General features: G+C 36.1%; 16 protein-coding genes, 1 pseudogene and 1 riboswitch. Of the genes and pseudogenes, 12 read left to right on the top strand and 5 right to left on the bottom strand.

From position 1 onward, the window contains the following. Positions 1–52 precede the first annotated feature (52 nt). A pseudogene (locus QQZ16_RS05935) lies at positions 53–1,408 on the top strand (PTS galactitol transporter subunit IIC). Between the two features lie 78 nt (positions 1,409–1,486). Here QQZ16_RS05935 and QQZ16_RS05930 read toward each other — a convergent pair. Beyond that, positions 1,487–2,350 carry an SDR family oxidoreductase gene (locus tag QQZ16_RS05930; protein ID WP_284561185.1) on the bottom strand — a complete coding sequence of 288 codons (864 nt, stop codon included), beginning with the start codon at positions 2,348–2,350 and terminating at the stop codon, positions 1,487–1,489. A gap of 175 nt (positions 2,351–2,525) precedes the next feature. Between QQZ16_RS05930 and QQZ16_RS05925 the strand changes: the two genes are divergently transcribed. Beyond that, on the top strand, positions 2,526–2,873 hold the full coding sequence (locus QQZ16_RS05925) for a winged helix-turn-helix transcriptional regulator (protein WP_251628333.1): 348 nt from the start codon (positions 2,526–2,528) through the stop codon (positions 2,871–2,873). A 33-nt stretch (positions 2,874–2,906) separates the two neighbouring features. Here QQZ16_RS05925 and QQZ16_RS05920 read toward each other — a convergent pair whose 3' ends face one another. Both QQZ16_RS05920 and QQZ16_RS05915 read right to left on the bottom strand, forming a co-directional pair. After that, positions 2,907–3,635, bottom strand: coding sequence for an amino acid ABC transporter ATP-binding protein (locus QQZ16_RS05920; RefSeq protein ID WP_031536067.1), 729 nt, complete (start codon positions 3,633–3,635; stop codon positions 2,907–2,909). Then, positions 3,622–5,070, bottom strand: coding sequence for an amino acid ABC transporter substrate-binding protein/permease (locus QQZ16_RS05915; RefSeq protein ID WP_031536069.1), 1,449 nt, complete (start codon positions 5,068–5,070; stop codon positions 3,622–3,624). The genes QQZ16_RS05920 and QQZ16_RS05915 overlap by 14 nt, the downstream gene beginning before the upstream one ends. 481 nt (positions 5,071–5,551) lie before the next feature. Here QQZ16_RS05915 and abc-f point away from each other — a divergent pair, with 481 nt between their 5' ends. Beyond that, on the top strand, positions 5,552–7,186 hold the full coding sequence (abc-f, locus tag QQZ16_RS05910) for a ribosomal protection-like ABC-F family protein (protein WP_284561184.1): 1,635 nt from the start codon (positions 5,552–5,554) through the stop codon (positions 7,184–7,186). A gap of 30 nt (positions 7,187–7,216) precedes the next feature. Here the strand turns inward: abc-f and QQZ16_RS05905 are convergent, their stop codons facing one another. Beyond that, on the bottom strand, positions 7,217–7,429 hold the full coding sequence (locus QQZ16_RS05905; RefSeq protein ID WP_284561183.1) for a DUF5316 family protein: 213 nt from the start codon (positions 7,427–7,429) through the stop codon (positions 7,217–7,219). A gap of 124 nt (positions 7,430–7,553) precedes the next feature. On the opposite strand from QQZ16_RS05905, the gene QQZ16_RS05900 reads away from it, so the two are divergent. The 3 genes from QQZ16_RS05900 to QQZ16_RS05890 are packed head-to-tail and all read left to right on the top strand — an operon-like array spanning position 7,554 to position 10,451. Next, complete coding sequence (locus QQZ16_RS05900; protein ID WP_284561182.1) at positions 7,554–8,519, top strand: S66 family peptidase; 966 nt, start codon at positions 7,554–7,556, stop codon at positions 8,517–8,519. 22 nt (positions 8,520–8,541) lie between these two features. After that, positions 8,542–9,612, top strand: a complete 1,071-nt coding sequence (locus tag QQZ16_RS05895) for a UvrB/UvrC motif-containing protein (protein ID WP_031536076.1) — start codon at positions 8,542–8,544, stop codon at positions 9,610–9,612. Positions 9,613–9,626: 14 nt separating this feature from the next. Beyond that, positions 9,627–10,451, top strand: a complete 825-nt coding sequence (locus QQZ16_RS05890; RefSeq protein ID WP_284561181.1) for a GNAT family N-acetyltransferase — start codon at positions 9,627–9,629, stop codon at positions 10,449–10,451. 48 nt (positions 10,452–10,499) lie between these two features. Here the strand turns inward: QQZ16_RS05890 and QQZ16_RS05885 are convergent, their stop codons facing one another. Beyond that, positions 10,500–11,036, bottom strand: coding sequence for a CueP family metal-binding protein (locus tag QQZ16_RS05885; protein ID WP_284561180.1), 537 nt, complete (start codon positions 11,034–11,036; stop codon positions 10,500–10,502). A 256-nt stretch (positions 11,037–11,292) separates the two neighbouring features. Then, positions 11,293–11,378, top strand: a riboswitch (cyclic di-GMP riboswitch). A 107-nt stretch (positions 11,379–11,485) separates the two neighbouring features. Between QQZ16_RS05885 and QQZ16_RS05880 the strand changes: the two genes are divergently transcribed. The 6 genes from QQZ16_RS05880 (at position 11,486) to QQZ16_RS05855 (ending at position 19,312) form a co-directional block, all read left to right on the top strand. Beyond that, positions 11,486–12,466 carry a sensor domain-containing diguanylate cyclase gene (locus QQZ16_RS05880; RefSeq protein WP_235250782.1) on the top strand — a complete coding sequence of 327 codons (981 nt, stop codon included), beginning with the start codon at positions 11,486–11,488 and terminating at the stop codon, positions 12,464–12,466. 280 nt (positions 12,467–12,746) lie between these two features. Further along, entirely contained in the window at positions 12,747–13,859 is a 1,113-nt protein-coding gene (locus tag QQZ16_RS05875) for a sugar ABC transporter substrate-binding protein (RefSeq protein WP_235250780.1), read from the top strand. A gap of 133 nt (positions 13,860–13,992) precedes the next feature. After that, positions 13,993–15,513: a sugar ABC transporter ATP-binding protein gene (locus QQZ16_RS05870; RefSeq protein ID WP_031536087.1), complete on the top strand. Its 1,521-nt coding sequence runs from the start codon at positions 13,993–13,995 to the stop codon at positions 15,511–15,513. A gap of 16 nt (positions 15,514–15,529) precedes the next feature. Then, on the top strand, positions 15,530–16,696 hold the full coding sequence (locus QQZ16_RS05865) for a sugar ABC transporter permease (RefSeq protein WP_031536089.1): 1,167 nt from the start codon (positions 15,530–15,532) through the stop codon (positions 16,694–16,696). Positions 16,697–16,902: 206 nt separating this feature from the next. Beyond that, the gene (locus tag QQZ16_RS05860) at positions 16,903–17,889 is read left to right on the top strand and encodes a sugar ABC transporter substrate-binding protein (RefSeq protein ID WP_031536091.1); all 987 of its coding nucleotides are present in this window, start codon (positions 16,903–16,905) and stop codon (positions 17,887–17,889) included. Beyond that, entirely contained in the window at positions 17,882–19,312 is a 1,431-nt protein-coding gene (locus QQZ16_RS05855; RefSeq protein ID WP_031536093.1) for a sensor histidine kinase, read from the top strand. The genes QQZ16_RS05860 and QQZ16_RS05855 overlap by 8 nt, the downstream gene beginning before the upstream one ends.

Genomic DNA, 19,312 nt, shown 5'->3' with positions numbered 1-19,312 from the left:
GCAACCGTTATCATATTAGAGGAATTGCAATTGGTATTAGGAGGTAAGCCACATGGCTGTTCTAGATTATATTGTTAATTTAGGTGCAAGTGTCATGATGCCAATTATATTCACTATCTTTGCTCTTTTATTAAGAGTAAAGGTAGGAAAGGCAATTAAATCAGGATTACTTGTTGGTGTAGGATTCATTGGGTTAAATATTGTTATCGCTTTATTGACGGATAACCTTGGTCCTGCTGCAGAGCAGATGGTGCAAAACTTTGGACTGAATTTACATGTATTGGATGTAGGTTGGCCAGCTGCAGCAGCTATTGCGTTTGGTTCAAAAGTAGGGGCACTGATTATTCCGGTTTGTTTAGTAGTGAACATAGTGATGTTACTTACTAGAACGACACAAACGGTTAATATTGATATTTGGAACTACTGGCATTTTGCTTTTACAGGATCGATTGTTGCTGTTTTAACAGATAGTTTTTGGTAGGGTATTTTTGCAGCTATTATAAATATGATTGTTATTATGGTTATTGCTGACCTGACTGCGAAAAGTGTCGAAAAGCATCTTGGATTAGAGGGTGTATCATTACCGCAAGGTTTTACAGCATCATTTGTACCGATTGCCATCGTTGTGAATAAAATCTTAGATTGGATTCCTGGTATTAATAAAATTAATTTAGATGCAGATGGGTTACAAAGAAGACTAGGTGTATTCGGTGAACCAATATTCCTTGGAACCATTATTGGTGGAATTCTTGGATTAGTAGCTGGTTATGATGTAAAAGGTATTCTTAACTTAGCGATTACAATGGGAGCAGTATTAGTCTTAATTCCAAAAATGGCAGCAGTATTGATGGAAGGATTAATGCCTGTATCGGAAGCAACACAAGATTTGATTGAAAAACGCTTTAAAAATTTTGGGAAACTATTTATTGGTCTTGATTCAGCAGTTGGGATTGGTCATCCAACTACGTTAGTTGTATCTCTATTACTTGTACCAATATCATTAGTTCTTGCAGCAATACTTCCAGGTAACGGTTTATTACCATTTGCAAGTTTAGCAGGTCTACCATTCGCATTTGTGTTAATTGTCCCAATTACAAAAGGGAATGTATTCCGTACGTTCATTGTTGGTCTTGTTATTACAATATTAGGTTTATGGTTTGCTACAGACTTAGCACCTATCTTTACAAAAGCAGCTAGCTTGGTAAACTTTGCGATTCCTAATGGTTCGAGTCTAATTTCAAGCATTGATTATGCAGCAAGTCCACTACCATGGTTTATCGTAAAATTGTTAGATATAAAAATAATTGGCGCAATTATCATTGCTGTACTTACCCTTGCTTTAATGCTTTATAACAGAAGAAGAATTTTAAAAGAAGCGAAAGAACAAGCAGATAATGTAGAAGCTTAAAAAATAAGTAGTCGTAGAATACGTGACAGCCACACTCCATGAATCAAAGGGTGTGGCTGTTTTCTTATATGGACTTATTTATTTTAAACCATTGAGAAGTTGTTTTATCCCTTCCACCACAGGAGTTTCCGAACGTCCAAGCAATTTCTCAAAGTCTTTGCTTTCTATTTCTAGGGAACCTTCGCGAATATCCTTTTGGATAGCCACAAGCATAGGAACGATAAAGTCTGGTACGCCAGCTTTAGTCATTATTTCAGCATAAGTTGTGTCATCAACCTGTTGAACGGGTACTTCTTTTCCAATCACTGTGCTAACAGCAGCAGCGATATCTTCCTGAGATAATAGTTTGCCAGACAGCTCATAAATCGTATTCTCATGTCCTTCTCCTGCTAGTACTTCTGCTGCTGCTTCTGCATAGTCTTGTTGTAAAGCCCAGCCGACTTTTCCCTCTCCAGCAGAGGTAATCCATGGTGCTCCCGCTTGAACACCTTGAATAGTAGAAAGTTCATTTTCAAGGTACCAGTTGTTACGCAAGAAAGAATAGGGGATGCCTGTTTGAAGAATAGCTTCTTCTGTTGCTTTGTGAACTTCAGCAAGGAAATTTGTGCTTTCTTGTGCATTTGCAATACTTGTATATGCGATAAACGAAACACCAGCATTTTTGGCTGCTGCGACTGCGTTACTGTGTTGACGAATTCTTGTTTCCGTGTCTCCATCTGCTGAAATAATCAATAATCGATTAATTCCTTTAAAGGCTGTTTCCAATGTTTCTGGCTTATCGAAATCTCCCTCGCGAACATCTACACCTTTTACACGTAAATCTTCTGCTTTTTCAGGATGACGAACACTGACTGCAAGCTGGTCAGCAGAAACTTTTGATAGTAAAACATTCACGATTTTAGAGCCGAGTTTACCAGTAGCACCTGTTACTAATAGTTTCATTTTATATTTCCTCCCATTCATTTTCTTATTTCATTATAACCAAATGTTTCTGACAAGATGTGTTGTTGTATATTCAATATAGGTATATAGTATATTCATAGTTAGAAAAATAAAAGTAGTTATTTTTTAATAACATAGTCACATAAATAGTACCATGGGAAAGGAGATAGATCAGATGGCTCGTTATTTTGTTCAAGGAACACCTGACTCGAGTGAAGAGGAAGGGTTCTGTCCTGTTACTTATACGCAAAATTTAACAGCGGGAAGATGGAAAATTATTATCTTATGGCATTTAAGTCAAGGAACAAAACGCTTTAATGAACTACAAAGGCTGTTACCAGGCATTTCAAAAGGAATTTTAACAAGACAGCTAAGGGAATTGGAAGCAGATCAAATGGTACATCGAGAAGTATATAAAGAAGTGCCGCCTAAAGTGGAGTATTCTTTAACAGAAAAGGGAGTAAGCTTTATCCCCATTCTTGATTTAATGGGGGAGTGGGGGAAGAAGCATTATAAGGATTAAAAAAATGGGGACAATGAATTGTCCCCATAAGCTTTACAATACTTTATTCAAGAAATCTTTCGTACGCTCATTTTGTGGGTTTCCAAAGATCTCTTGTGGTGTACCTTCTTCGACAATGTATCCATTATCCATGAAGATTACACGGTCCGCCACTTCTCTAGCGAAGCCCATCTCATGTGTAACGATAACCATGGTCATTCCTTCTTGTGCCAATTGTTTTATAACATTCAATACTTCTCCGACCATTTCCGGATCTAAGGCACTTGTTGGTTCATCGAATAGCATAATATCAGGATTCATGGCAAGGGCACGTGCGATTGCGACCCTTTGCTTTTGGCCACCAGATAATTTAGCTGGATTTTCATTCGCCTTTTCTTTCAAGCCAACTCGATCTAAAAGTGCTAATGCTTTTTCTTTCGCTTGCTGTGGCGTGGCTTTCTTTAAATCAACTGGTGCTAGCGTGATATTTTCTAATACCGTTAAGTGTGGAAAAAGATTAAAGTGCTGGAACACCATTCCAATATTTTCTCTAATTTTATTTATGTCATTTTTCTTATCGGTTAATTTAAAGTCATTTACTACTACTTCTCCACTTGTTACTTCTTCTAACATATTTAAACAGCGCAGAAGGGTACTTTTACCAGATCCAGAAGGACCGATTAAGCAAACAACTTCGCCTTCTGTTACCTGTAAATCAATTGATTTTAATACTTCGAGACTACCATATGATTTTTTCAGATTCGTCACTTTAAGCTTGGCCATTTTTTATCCTTCTTTCTAATACATTTGATACTTTTGTTAGAATCATAATGACAATAAAGTACATAATGCCGACAATTAGCCACATTTGGAATGATTCTAAGTTTCTTGCAATAATAATTTTTCCACTTTGTGTCAATTCATTGATGCCGATAATCGAAAGAATAGACGTATCTTTCAAGGTGATAACAAACTGGTTAATAAATGCTGGAATCATTAATTGAATCGCCTGTGGAAGGACGACTTTTCTCATTGCTTTTCCATAAGGAAGTCCCAGACTACGTGCGGCTTCCATTTGTCCTTTATCAACCGATTGAATTCCTCCGCGGACAATCTCAGCCATGTAAGCACCAGCATTTAAACTTAGGGTAATAAGACCGGCAGCAACAGCTGAAATGCGAAAATCAAGAGCTGCTGGTATTCCAAAATAAATAAAGAATGCTTGAACGATTAATGGTGTTCCTCGGAATATATCGATGTAAATAATAGCGATTGTGTTTAACACTTTATTTTTTGCAATACGTAATAATCCGAAAATAATCCCAAGTACGGTTGCAATTAACAGAGAAATAACGGTTAAGATCAATGTCATTTTTAAACCAGATAGCAAGCTTGGGAAACTTTCTTTCAATAGACCGAAAAAGCCGCTTCCTTCTTCCACATCTGAGCCAGTTTCTAAGTATTTATCTAATATTCTTTGATATTCACCTGACGCCTTTAAATTAGCCAAACCAGTGTTAAACATCTCAAGAAGCTCTGTGTTTTGTCCTTTTGAGACAGCAAAACCATATGATGCTCCTGCTTCTTTATCTGTGACAATTTTTAATCCATTTCCTTGCTTGATTCCATATGCTAATACAGGATAATCATCAAATACAGCAACGGAATTTCCTGTTCTTACTTCTTCGTACATATTAGCAGAATCGTCAAAAGTCACGATTGAAAATCCGTATTCGTCTTTGATGCTCTCTGCAAAGCTAGCACCTTCTGTTCCTGTTTTCACAGCAACTTTTTGACCTTTTAAATCTTCATAAGAGGAGATGGTCTCATTATCACTATCAACCGCCATAATGATACCTGAATCAAAATAAGAATCAGAGAAATCAAACTTCTTTTGTCTTTCCTCTGTAATACTCATTCCGGCAATAACAGCATCTACTTGGTTTGATTCAAGCGCTTGAACAGCAGCGTTAAATCCAAGTGGCTTCATTTCATATTGGAAGCCTTGGTCTTTTGCAATAGCAGCGATTAAGTCCATATCAATTCCAACGAAATCACCATTTACATCCTGAAATTCAAATGGTGCAAATGTAATATCTGTTGCAATCTGATATACTTTCTCCTTTGCTTCTGCTTTTGTTATGGGAGAAATAATACTCAATATAGTTAAGATAACTACAAAGAATAAAATAAATTTAGACATTCTTTTTTGCTTCATTCGTGTAACTCCTTTTCGCATTATTCTTGATGTTGATAAGTTTTGGATATCTTATGTTAGATTATCTAACAAAAACATAATTAAAATAATACTAAACAATCGTGATATTGTACAGATAGGAATATAAAGTGAAATTTTTCCATATTTTTTGTCAGAAATGGATTACATTACAGAAAGTATGTTATACTACAGTTACTTACAACGAAAGGGATGATGGGTGAACGATGAAGAACTAATCTTATTTTTCAACAATTTGAATGAAAAAATTTCAAATTAACCAAAAATAGGATTAGTCTGCCCATTTTCATATAACGCTTTTCTGTGTATATCTCTAATGGTATGCGCACAATTAGTGGTCGATATGCACGGTTTTTTTGTATATGATCATGATTGGGAACGAGCGGATAATTAGGTACGGCTAATCCTTCCAAGGAAAATTGGGAGGATTTTTTTTCTCCCTTCATAGAAAGGGTTTGATCGGATGACAGAACTATTTAAATTAGTGAATATCAGTTATGAAGTGTTGGATGCAACCATTTTTGAAAAAATAAATGCAAGTGTACGGCAGGGAGAGGTTATTGGGATTATTGGCAAGAATGGTGCAGGCAAATCAACATTATTGCAATTAATAAATCAAGATATAGCTCCTACAAATGGGCATTTGAAGTGGATAAAGGAAAATTTGGTTATTAGAATGGTTGAGCAAGAAACAGAAAACTATGACCTAGCGGAAGAAAATTCAACTGAAATGAAGCTGTTGGAAAAATGGCAAGTGCCAACAAATGATTTTCAGAATATGAGCGGTGGGGAAAAGTTAAAAGCTCGGCTTGCTAGAGGTTTTGCTGTTGAAGCAGACATACTGCTTTTAGATGAACCAACCAATCATTTAGATGAGCGAAGTATGAAACTCCTTCAACAGCAAATCAAAAAATATAAGGGTACCATTCTCCTTGTCTCTCATGATCGTTATTTTCTAGATAGTGTAACCACAAAGATTTGGTCTATTGAAAGTAGGAAGCTTATTGAACATAAAGGAAACTATTCCAGTTATATGGAAGCGCGCGAACAGAAAAGGTTAACCCAGCAGAGGGAATATGATAAACAACAAAAGAAGATTAAACAAGTCGAAGGACAAATGAAAGAGATTACCTCTTGGGCGCAAAAGGCACATGCGCAATCAACCAAACAAGAGTTTCCAAAGGAATATTATCGGGCAAAGGCGAAACGAATGGATGCTCAAGTGAAATCGAAGCAAAAACGATTGGAAAAGGAACTGGAAAGAAATAAAGTGGAGCGTGTAGAAGAAGAGTATACGGTATCTTTTTCGATTGAAGCGAATAAAAAGAAAGGAAAACGCTTTTTGGAGATTAAGGATTTATCGAAGAAATTTGGCTCTCGCGTTTTGTTTGAAAAAGGGAATATTACGATTCAATATGGCGAGAAGGTTGCTATTATAGGTCCGAATGGAAGCGGGAAGACAACCTTATTAAACATTATTTTAGGAAAAGAAAAAGCAGACGGGGAAGTCTGGATTTCTCCTACAGCCAATATGGGGTATTTAACACAGGAAGTATTTGATCTCCCTTTAGAGGAAACACCAGAACAGCTATTTTTTACTGAGACGTTTGCTGCAAGGGGAAAAGTACAAACGCTAATGAAACATCTAGGGTTTATGCCGTCCCAATGGAAGGAACCGATAAAAAATATGAGCATGGGGGAACGGGTAAAGTGTAAGTTAATGGCATATATTTTAGAAGAAAAAGACGTGCTTATTCTGGATGAACCAACGAACCATCTTGACTTGCCATCCCGTGAGCAATTAGAAGAAACGCTATCGCAATATAATGGGACTCTTCTAATCGTTTCCCATGACCGCTATTTTTTGGAGAAAACAACAACAAGCAAAATAGTTTTAGCAGAAGACTCCTTTAAGAGGCAATGGACAGAATCTGCGAAGCAGGAAAGGGACAATAAAGAGGAACTGCGTTTAAAGCTAGAAACAGAAAGACAAGAAGTTCTAGGAAAATTAAGCTTTATGACACCAAAGGATAAAGAATATGCAGAATTAGATAGAAAGTTTTTGGATTTGACGAAGCGAATGAAGGAGTTGGAGTAGTGGGACGTGGGGCCGGGTTCCTTGTCCCACTCAATTTACAAAATAATAAATTGCTGCAGCTATTGCTAATGACACAATCCCAATCAAACCAACTACTATGGAAATCTTTGTGTTTAATGCGCGATCTTCTTTTGTTTCTGTGAAATAATGGTTTCTATGTTGCCGTCCATCGGGCCATGCGCCTACCATAGTTACAGCGATAAAAATCGCGATAATCCCAATGACTAAAAAAAATGTAAACATAGTTATTCCTCCTTTTCCAATGAAGCACCTTTTTCTTTTGTAAAATATACGTTTTGTCCTCCCTAAAAGTTACAGAAATATAAGATTATTTGTGTTTTAATAAAAAGAAAGAGGAGGAATAGGCATGAGAGTACCTGTTAAGCTACAAAAGGGGGATGAAATTAGAGTAATCGCTCCTAGTCGAAGTGCAAAAATATTATCTGAAGAGGGAATTGTGCAAGCAAAGAAAAGATTAAAGGATCTTGGATTTGTTGTTACGTTTGGTAAGTATATTTTTGAATCCGACTTACAGTTTTCCACGACAATAGAACATCGAATAGAAGATATTCATGATGCTTTTCGGGATAAAAAGGTGAAAGGGATTTTAACTGTAATTGGTGGATTTAACAGTAATGAGCTATTGCCTTATTTGAATTATGATTTAATAAAAAACAATCCAAAGATACTTTGCGGGTATAGTGATATTACTGCTTTAGCAACAGCCATCACAACAAAGGCTGATTTTATTACATATTCAGGACCGCACTTTTCTAGCTTTCAAATGGATAAGTTACAGGAATACCAAACGGAATATTTCCAGAAATGCTTGATGGAATCACAGAAATTTATGGTTGAGCCTTCTGATGTATGGACAGATGATGCATGGTATTTGGATCAAGAAAATCGCCAATTCGAACCAGGGGGATGGAAGGTATATCAAGAGGGTAGGGCAAAAGGGCAAGTGTTTGGCGGTAATCTATGTACCTTAAATTTACTGCAGGGAACAGAATATATGCCAAATCTGAAAGACAGCCTTCTGTTTGTAGAAGATGATGAATTAACCATTCCAGAAACGTTTGCAAGAGACTTAACTTCTTTATTACAGACTGCTGGCTCCATAAAAGCGCTAGTAATTGGGAGATTTCAAAAAGCTTCTAAGATGTCAGAGGAGCAGCTTCTATTTATTCTGGATAAACATCCTCTTTTGAAAAAAATCCCTGTTCTCTATAATGTTGATTTTGGACATATTCAACCATTCTTTACTTTTCCAATTGGAGGAGAAGTAGAGATTGATACGATGACACATGGAATAAAGATGACTACTTTTTAAACAATCCAGAGGAGGAATCGACTTGGAGCTTAAAGAAAAAATAAAAAATCTGCCAACATCTCCAGGGGTGTATTTGATGAAAGACTCCTCTGGTCACATCATTTATGTTGGCAAATCAAAAAAATTAAAAAATAGAGTTTCTTCCTATTTCCAGCATTCGAAAAATCGGTTTGGCAAATGGGAGAAGCTTGTAAAGCATATAAAGGATTTCGACTTTATCCTAACAGATACGGAATTTGAGGCATTGATGCTGGAATGTAAGTTAATAAAGGAAATTCAACCTATGTACAATAGAATGATGAAAACAACAAAGGCTTATAACTACATCGTTTTTCGATGGCAGAAGGGAAACTATCATATGGAAATCGCCAATGAGTTAGATAAGGACGATGTTCATTATTACTTTGGTCCCTTCACTAGTAAAGGAACAGTAGAAAATGTGATAAATGGAATAAAAGCATTTTATAAAATAAATTGCTCCCAAGAGAAGTGGAGTCAAAGTCCGTGCTTGAATTATTCCATCGGAAAGTGTATGGGGATTTGTTTTGATCCAATAGCCAAAGAAGCTCACCAACAAATTATTCATCGGCTTATCGCTTTATTTAATAAAAAGGATAATGGTGTACTAGAAGAGATGTCCACAAAAATGATTGAAGCCTCCAGTAATGTTGAGTTTGAGAAGGCAGCAGAAATTAGAGATACGATTACGAAAATAAATACGATTTTGCAAACAGAATCAGTAGTAAGTTTTATGGTGGATAATCATCTAATAATGGCAGTAGAATCCTTAGCTGACTATCGAATAAAGCTTTTTCTTATTAGACGAAATAAAATTATTTATCAACAAATATATGAAGTCAATCAGGTAGATATTCAAGAAGTGAAGAGAAGGATAGAATCCCTTTCTGTACCCAACCAACATATCAGTGCTTTGGGAAAAGAGGAAATAGATGAAGCATATATTATTTATAAATATTTAAACAGCGACAATTGTACGTATACTGTTATAGAGGATGATCGAGTAAGTAGCACTGAATGTGATTATTTGGAAGATGTTCTTAGGAGAATCCTTCCGATTCCTATCCAAAATTAGAGGAGAAAATAAATATGCTGTCAAAAGAGCAAATTGCAGAAATAAAATCACTTAAAGAAATTTGTGAGCAAGAGGAAGGATATGAGTTAAAGCTTAACTTCGATATGCTAGAAAACCGAAATGGAGAAAATAAAGAGGACTTTTTCCATAATGAAGACGGCAAACTAGTTGGATTTTTAGGAAGCTACTATTTTGGAAGAAAAGTAGAGTTTTGTGGCATGGTTCATCCACAGTATCGAAGAAAAGGGATTTTTACAGCATTACTGGCGGAAGGTCTAGAGGAGGCAAGAAGGAGAGGGGCGACGAGCATATTATTGAATGCTCCTGCTACATCCCAGAGTGCGAAAGCATTTTTAGAGAAAATTCCTTGTTCCTATACCTTTTCGGAGCATCAAATGAAATGGCAGAAGGCAAACATAATCGAGGACACAGCGATTAAGTTAAGACCCTATGATTATGTTCATGACAAAGAAGTAGAAATCCAGCTTGATGTCCTAGGATTTGGAATGGTGGAAGAGGATGTCAGAGCATATGTAGAAACAATAAGGGAACTGGATGATGATCACCGTATGATTATTGAGGTGGATGGAAAAATAGCAGGGAAAATCAGAGTTTCTGAAATGAATGGAGAAGCATGGATTTATGGTTTTGTGGTATTTCCAGAGTTCCGCGGGCAAGGAATTGGCAGAAGGGCATTATCGAAAGTAGTAAAACAAGAAGAGCAAAAAGGCTTGCCGATTTTTTTAGAAGTAGAAGCCAAAAATGCTCGTGCGCTTAAGCTTTACGAGTCTTGTGGATTTCGAAGCTATCATTCTCAGGATTATTACGAAATTAAGTAACTGTCAAAAAAAGTAGGTAACCTAGAAAATAGGTACCTACTTAGCATGTTAGGTTAAAGGAAGGGTAGTAATACAAGTGTTATCATCTTTAAAAGTAGCAAATTCGGTCTTAGCTGTCTTGCCATTATAAGAGATAGTCATTTTAAAATCCTTGTTGCGAGGAAGCCATACATCGATAAAACCATTTGCTTGGGATGTTATCTGTTCATCCACATAAACCTTTCCATCTTGATCTTCAATATATACAGCAAATTCCTTATTAGCCAATTCTCCGCGCCAACCTGCTAGATTATGGATTGCGCAAGGGTGTGTATCAATTAAGTAAGGAGCAAATGATACGAAAAATTCACCTTTAGGCAACTGATAGATAAGTTCCTCGTTTTCAGGCGTGCTTACTGTTAGTGTATCGGAGCTAATCGAAGCAGAAACGGCCGATTTTTTGCCAGTACTATAATCATGGACGAGTTGTTTAACATCTCCACTTTCCATTTTTTCATAGCGATTATTTTGATTGATTAATAAATAGATAGTTATGGCAAATACTATTGTAATGAATATTGGGATGATAAGTTTATTTTTTTTCATCTTAATCGCATTCTCCCTTTTTAGTTTGATTGCTTATTTATTAAGATATCAAACTAAACCGCAAAAAAGAGGAAAGAGAAATGGAGATTTTGTGAATTTTTCAGATTTAATAGAAAGAGTTATTTTTTCTAGTTATGTAAGAAAATGTGAAAAAAGTCCTTCCTATCTCTTGTACATCTGACTATTTTCCTATAAAATTTGTAATAGAAGCTAGAAAAAGGAAAAAATGTAATGCAATAGTTCATTAAATATATTAAGGTGTTAAAGGCAAATTCATCGAAAGGTGAAGACGCAAAGCTATAGGGACTAAGATCTTGGAGATTAAGTCAGCCAGTTACCGATTTATCTTTATAAACGGAAGGCTAATCGGAAGAAGATTAGTTTTTTTCTGTATTTAGATCGTTGTAATATGCCGATGATAGTCTCACAAATTTAAGGTGAGGATGAAGATGGGGATTTTCTATTTTTTTAGCGGGATAATATTTGGTATTTTCTTTTGGAAGGTAAATGCCAAACGAAAACATAATAGCTGGAAAGTGAAAATGGAAAGGGAAGATATTATGTTTCGCTTAGTGGAAAGCTCGAAGGATATTGTTTACAGATATGAAGTAAGACCGCAAATGAGACATTCGTATATTAGTCCATCCACCGATTATATTTTAGGAGAGGGAATGGTTAAGGAATTCTATCGAAATCCCCATGCTCCTTTAGAATTAATCCATCCAGATGATTATCATATTATGTACAAAAAACTCATTGGAAAGATAGATTATAGTGAGCCATTGATCCAACGTATGAGATGTGTAGACGGTAATTATAAGTGGTTTGAGGAATATGCCACCCCTATTTATGAACTAGGGAATCTAGTAGCTATACATGGAATTATTCGCAATATTGATGAGAAAGTGCGACTGCGACAAAATTTAGAGTATCAACTGATTCATGATGCACTGACAGAGGTACATAATCGATTTTATTTTGAACAAAAGATGGAAGAATTTGATACAAAAATAGATGAGGCAATCGCTATTATTTTATGTGATTTAGACGAACTAAAGCAGGTAAATGATAAATATGGGCATAAACAAGGTGACGATCTAATCAAAGAAGCTGGAAAAATACTAAACACTTTTTCTTCCCCGTATATAACGGTCTCAAGGATCGGTGGGGACGAGTTTGTCCTACTAATACAAGGAATGGGAAAGGAAGAAATAGAAGAGTTGTACAAACGTATGTCCATGGAATTAAGCGGCGATGAGGAAAGGGATACGGATACTACTGTAAAAATGTCTATAGGCTATGGATTTGTTTCAAGCTCTCTTGGAAAAATGACTGCGTTATTTACAGAAGCAGATGATAATATGTACCAAAATAAAATGAAGAAAAAGAAAAATACCATACCTTACGGAAATAGAGTGATTGTAAAGTAACTGGTTGGATAGTTAGTATATTGGTTGAAAGAACTGCCTTCATTAATCGAATGAAGGCTATTTTTTTAACCACTATAAAAGATGAAGTGCTCCACTTTTGAAATATCCTTACCCTCAAGCATTGGCTAAGCCAAATAAAGTCTTTTAACCACCCCTATATTAAAAAAATACAGATGATATTAAAAGAGTACTATTGTTAACGCTTACAAAATAGCGGTTTTTCTCATACAATTTTAACTGTAAAGAAAGGAAAGAACCAAATTCAAAGGGGGAAAAATCAATGAAAAGATGGAAATCCATTTCCTTATTACTTGTAGTAGTGCTAATTGCTGCTCTGATGGGAGCTTGCAGTAACAGCACAGGTGGAAGCAGCAATAAAATTAGTGTGGGAATTGTCTTGCCAACGAAAGATGAGCCACGCTGGGTACAGGATGAACAGCGTTTTAAAGATGCTTTAAAAGACTCTGAATATACGACTGAAATTTTATTCAGCCAAGGTTCTTCTGCGAAGGAAAAAGAAAATGTGGAAACGTTAATTAATAAAGGAATTGAAGTACTTATTATAACTCCACAAGATGGAGCGGCAGCAGCGGCAGCTGTTGAGGCTGCTAAAAAAGAGGGCATTAAAGTTATTTCATACGACCGTTTGGTTACAGATACTGATGCAGTTGATTACTATGTAACTTTTGATAGTGTGGCAGTTGGTGCTGCACAAGGGCAATATTTGATTGAGCATTCAGAAGGAAAGGATGTCCCTTTGTATCTATATGCAGGAGCTGCATCAGATAACAATGCCTTTTTATTCTTTGAGGGAGCATGGAATGTACTTCAACCAAAAATTGCGGATGGAACATTCAAAATTGCTAACTCAAGTGAAGCAGAAAAGTTAAAAGATAAGCAAGAGCTTAGTCGTGATGAAATGAGTAAAATCTTAGGCCAGGTTACAACAAACTGGGATCCAAACGAAGCGAAAAATAAAGCACAAACTCATTTAACAGCGGTAGGAACAGACATGAAGGGCGATGTTGCTGTCTTAGCGCCTAATGATGGAACTGCCCGCGCAATTGCTGATGTTTTCGCTTCTGATGGAGATATTTCTAGTTATACCGTGACAGGACAAGATGCAGAAAAGGCATCTATTCAATATGTGATTGATGGAAAGCAATCCATGACCGTATTTAAAGATGTTCGTACCTTAGTAACGGACGCAATGGGGATTGCTGTTGATATCTTAGATGGAAAATCACCAGAAACTACAGGTTCTTATGATAATGGAGCGATTGAAGTAAGTGCGAAGCAAACAAATGTCATTGTTGTAGATCAAGATAATGTCCAAACAGAATTAATTGACTCAGGCTATTATGAAGCAAGTGAATTTACAGGATTAAAGTAATTTTATAGAAGGGACTTCCAAAAAAAAAATGTTCGGCCTCCATTGGCTATATCGATTGCTTTTGGTGATTGATATATCAAGGGAGGTCGGCCCTTTCATCCATTCCCTTGTCAGCTTTTAAAGGAGGAAGAAAATGAGTGAATATATTCTTGAAATGAATGGGATCACAAAAGAATTTACAGGAGTTAAGGCGTTAAGCAATGTGAATTTCAAGGTTAATAAAGGAGAGATTCATTGTTTAATAGGAGAAAATGGAGCTGGTAAATCGACTTTGATGAAAGTGTTGAGTGGAGTCCATCCATATGGAACGTATGAGGGGGATATTGTCTTTGAAGATGAAATTCAACAGTTTCATAAAATTAGTGACAGTGTGAAAACAGGGATTGTCATTATTTATCAAGAGCTTGCTTTATTTCCTGATTTATCAGTGTATGAAAATATTTTCGCTGGCAATGAAGTGAAGCAAGGTGGAGTAATCAATTGGAACCAAACGATTGTAGAGTCAAAGAAATTACTAGAAAAAGTAAAACTGGATGTTGCTCCAGACACACTTGTAAAAGATTTAAGTGTCGGGAAAAGACAGCTAATTGAAATTGCCAAGGCATTAAGTAAAGATGTAAAGCTTCTTATCTTAGATGAACCGACAGCTGCATTAAATGAAGATGATAGTGAAAATCTTCTTCGCTTGTTAAAGGAACTAAAGCATCAGGGGATTACTTGTATTATGATTTCCCACAAGCTAAAGGAAGTTATCTCGATAGCAGATAAAGCGACTGTCCTTCGAGATGGCCAAACAATTTGTACCCTAGAAGCTGCTAAAGGAGAAATTACAGAGAATTTTATTATTAAAAACATGGTTGGTCGAGAAATAGAGGATATTTATCCAAAACGAAATAAGAAAGAAAAAGGAACCCCTATTTTAGAGCTGAAAAATTGGAGTGCCTTTGATCCTCAATTAGGGAGAGATGTGGTAAAGAATATTAACCTCCATGTGAAAAAAGGGGAAATAGTTGGGATAGCAGGCTTAATGGGGTCAGGACGAACGGAGCTTGCATTAAGTATATTTGGAAATGCAAAATCGTATAAGATTCAGGGTCAAATGTATTTGAATGGGGAACCGCAAAAATTTAAACATACGAGTGATGCTATTCAAGCGGGAATAGCGTATGTAACAGAAGATCGTAAAGGAGACGGATTATTCTTGCTGCAAGATATTAAGAGTAATATCTCCGCTGCTAATTTGAAAGGAATTGCGCAAAAAGGAGTCATTAATGAAAATGAGGAAATTAAGGTTGCTGACTCCTATAAAAAGTCGCTTCATATAAAAGCTTCATCACTTGAACAGTTCGCAGGTAATTTAAGTGGAGGAAATCAGCAGAAAGTCTCACTTGGAAAGTGGCTCTTTGTTGCCCCAAAACTATTAATCTTAGATGAACCAACCCGTGGCATTGATGTTGGTGCTAAATTTGAAATTTATACTGTTATGAATAAGCTGATTGAAGAAGGATTAAGCATCATCATGATTTCTTCTGAGCTAGGAGAGGTGCTTGGCATGAGCGACCGAGTGTATGTCATGGCGCAAACAGAATTAAAAGGTGAATTGTCTATAGAAGAAGCGAATCAAGAAAACATTATGCAACTGGCAACACAATAGGGAGGGTGGAAGGATTATGTATCAAGAAGCAAAAGCACTTATTCGAGCGAATATTCGTGATTATGGAATGTATATCGCTTTGTTTGTTATTATTCTTACGTTTACGATTATGACAGACGGACTATTTATCTCTTCGCGAAATATAAGTAATTTACTAGACTCAGCAGGATATATAGCCGTGCTTGCAGTTGCGATGACATTGATTATAGTTATTCGTCATATCGATTTATCTGTTGGATATGTTGCGGGATTTCTCGGGGCGATTGCCGCAATCCTACTGACACAGGCAGGCGTATCTGTATATATTTCCATCCCCATCATTCTCATTCTAGGAATTGTAGTAGGATTATTTAATGGGCTGTTAGTAGCACAAGTAGGCATACCATCCTTTGTGGCTACTTTAGCAGGAATGCTGATTTTTCGGGGGGCTTTATTGCAAGTAACGGAAAAAACAGGAACTATTATTATTCAAAATGATGCATTTAATGCAATTGGCAATGGATATATTCCATCCATGTTTGAAGTAAATGGACTGCATTTTTTATCCTTATTGGTAGGGTTAATAGGGATTCTGCTCTATATTTATAGCGAAATAACAAATAGAAGGAACAAATTAAACTATCAATTCGATGTATTGTCTAAACCGATGTTTATTTTAAAATTAGCATTTGTTTCAATCATTATTGCTTATATTACATGGATTCTTGCTGGATATAATGGATTCTCTTGGACCGTTATTGTAATGCTTGCAGTTGTTTTTGTGTATCATTTCTTGACTACGAAAACAGTACTTGGAAGACATATTTATGCAGTCGGAAGCAATCCAGAAGCTGCTCACCTTAGTGGGATTAATGTCAAAAAAATTACTTATATTGTTTTTGGATCCATGGGAATGATGGCAGCATTATCCGGTATTTTATTCACGGCTCGTCTTCAATCAGCAACCACAACAGCCGGAACTCTATTCGAATTAGATGCCATCGCTGCAGCCTATGTAGGGGGAGTTTCAGCTGCTGGAGGAGTTGGAAAAGTAACAGGTGCTATTATTGGTGCAATCGTTATGGCATCACTTTCAAGTGGGATGAACTTACTAGGTGTTGGAATATCTTATCAATATATGATTAGAGGCGGAGTTTTAGCAGGTGCGGTTATATTTGATGTAATGACGAGAAAGTCAAAATAAACTAGAAGGAGAGACAGCGGTCTCTCCTCTTTTCCGCTTTTTCACTAGGACAAGCCTATGCCACGTTTTTCACTAATCCCTTTTTTGCTGTTATTTCCCACTAGATAAATGATATTACTTTTCCCAGAAAAGATAACTATTGAACAATCTACAAAGGATGCTATGATGAGTTTGTGGGATACAATTAATGGAAGGAGACTGATCTTTTGCGAAAAACAATTATGGTTATATTTTTAACGGTCATCCTAATTCTTTGTTATTTTACATTTGATGCAGCAAAAAATGTTTTTCGTGCGGATTGGCAATTCCCCTCTGATGATAGGATGAACAATCAAGATCAGCAGCGTCTTGTCTTAATCACTCAGGAAAGAGATACTCCTTTTTGGGATAAAGTAGCAAAGGGTGCGAAGAAGCAGGCGGAAATTGAAGAAGTTAGTCTTGAAGTTTGGGGGAGCTATAGCCATAATCAGGAAGATTTTCTGAAAAACGTCGAAATAGCGATTCAATCGAAAGTAGATGGAATTATTGTTCAGGGGTTAGATACGGATGAGTTTAAGAATTTGACAAAAATAAAAGCCTCCTTTTATGGAGTTCCTATCATTACTGTTGCCAATGATGTTCCGATAGCTGACAGTTTGCGAAGAACTTATGTAGGGTCCGATCAATTTTCAGCTGGAAAAATGATTGCAGAGCAACTAGTAAGGGATATGGGATCAAAGGGGAAGGTTGTTCTCATGCTTGAATCCCAGGAGGAATATTTTCAAAAACAACGATTGAAAGGCATAGAGGAGATACTTAAACAATATAAAGATATTAATGTTGTGTATGCAAAAACAATTGATACAACGAAAGAGCAAGTAGTTGTGACAACACAGGATATTTTAAATAAGGAACCTGATACGAATGCGTTCATTGCTATTAATGCAAATGTTTTGGGAACTTTGGTTAAAGAAATTAGTAAGCGTTACCAAATCGATCCTTATTATTTATATTCCTTTGATGATGGACCGGAATCCATCTCCCTATTAGAAGAGGGAACCTTAGATGCCATGGTAGAGCAAACTCCTGAAGCAATGGGAGAACAGAGTGTCCAGTTAATGATGGAATGGCTGAACGGTGAAAAAGTTCCGTTAGATAAAAATGGCTATCTTACAGATATAAAGATACAAAAGGCGGAAAATACAAATGAATAGTATTCAGAAAAAAATTCTTCTGCTCACAACCATTGTCTTGATTATCATGTCTGTTATATGGATTGCGCTTACTTACTATAATCACAAGACGCAACAACAGTATAATGAGATTTTGCAGCGTTATTTAAAACTAAACGAAGTTACCACTAGTAGCCAGAATGTCATTACTGATATAAATAACTACATGATAAAACCATCTGAAGAAAATATGTCTCAGCTTAACCAAAGTAAGAAGAGAATGGAAGAAGCAAAGCAAGGTGTTATTACACTAAGAAATGAAGAAAACAATTTTACCTTAACAAACTATGTTCATTTAATGGATAGTTTTATTGAAACAACCAATCGACTTCTGCTATTTTTATCAGAAAATGACAGTGAAGCGGCAGCTCAGGAATTTTCTGAAGTAACAAGCATATCAACATATATTTCAGAGATGTCTTTATCTTTAGTAGATACAGAGCTAAAGACCTATGACCGTTTTTATAGAGGTATTATTAAACAGTCAGGTGAAGTAATGAAATTAGGAATCTTCCTTTTATTATTAATCATGTTTGTATTGTTTTTGGTAACATATTGGTTTTCTCTAACTATTACTAGACCAATATTTAAGCTAACCCAGGCAGCAAACGAATTGTCTAAGGGCCGATTTGATTTGCAGGTGAAAGTAGAAACAAAAGATGAGATTGCCTTTCTAGCGAGAACCTTTGATCGAATGAGAAAGAACATTAATATGCTAATTTCAGAAATAAAACATAAGGCACAGTTAGAACATGAATTACAGCAGAGCAAACTATTACTGCAAGAAAGTCAATTTAAAAGTTTACAGAGTCAAATCAGTCCCCATTTTCTGTTTAACACCTTAAATACGATATCTAAAAAGGCTTATTTAGAAGGTTCAGAAGAAACAAGTGATTTATTAGTTAGTGTAGCAGGAATTCTGCGCTACAATTTAAAGCAATTAGATCGGTCGGTGACACTGCGAGAGGAAATAATGGTGGTAAGGCAATATATGGATATACAAAAAGCAAGATTCACAGATAGATTACGATTTTTTATGGAGATAGATGAATGCTGTCTAGATTGGAAAATTCCGTCGTTAACTTTACAGCCAATTATTGAAAATGCAGTTATTCATGCAGTGGAACCAAATGAGGATGGTGGAACGATTTGGGCAAGAGTAATCGATGAGAAGGATACAGTCCTAATCGAAATTGAAGATGATGGGATTGGAATACATAAGGATAAAATAAACCTATTACTTACAGAGGATTCACAGCTAGTTGAAAATAAATCAAAAGGCATTGGAATAGGATTTAGCAATGTAGTAAAAAGATTACGACTGTTTTACGGCGAGGAAGATGTCATAACGATTAAGAGTGAGATTGGCTCAGGAACTAAGGTGATCATTCAAATTAAAAAATAG

Origin of the sequence: Bacillus sp. T2.9-1, from assembly GCF_950097965.1 — a bacterium.
GTDB classification, from domain to species: domain Bacteria; phylum Bacillota; class Bacilli; order Bacillales; family Cytobacillaceae; genus Niallia; species Niallia hominis.
Note: the sequence above shows the minus strand (reverse complement) of the source record. Positions and strands in the feature narration are given on the sequence as shown.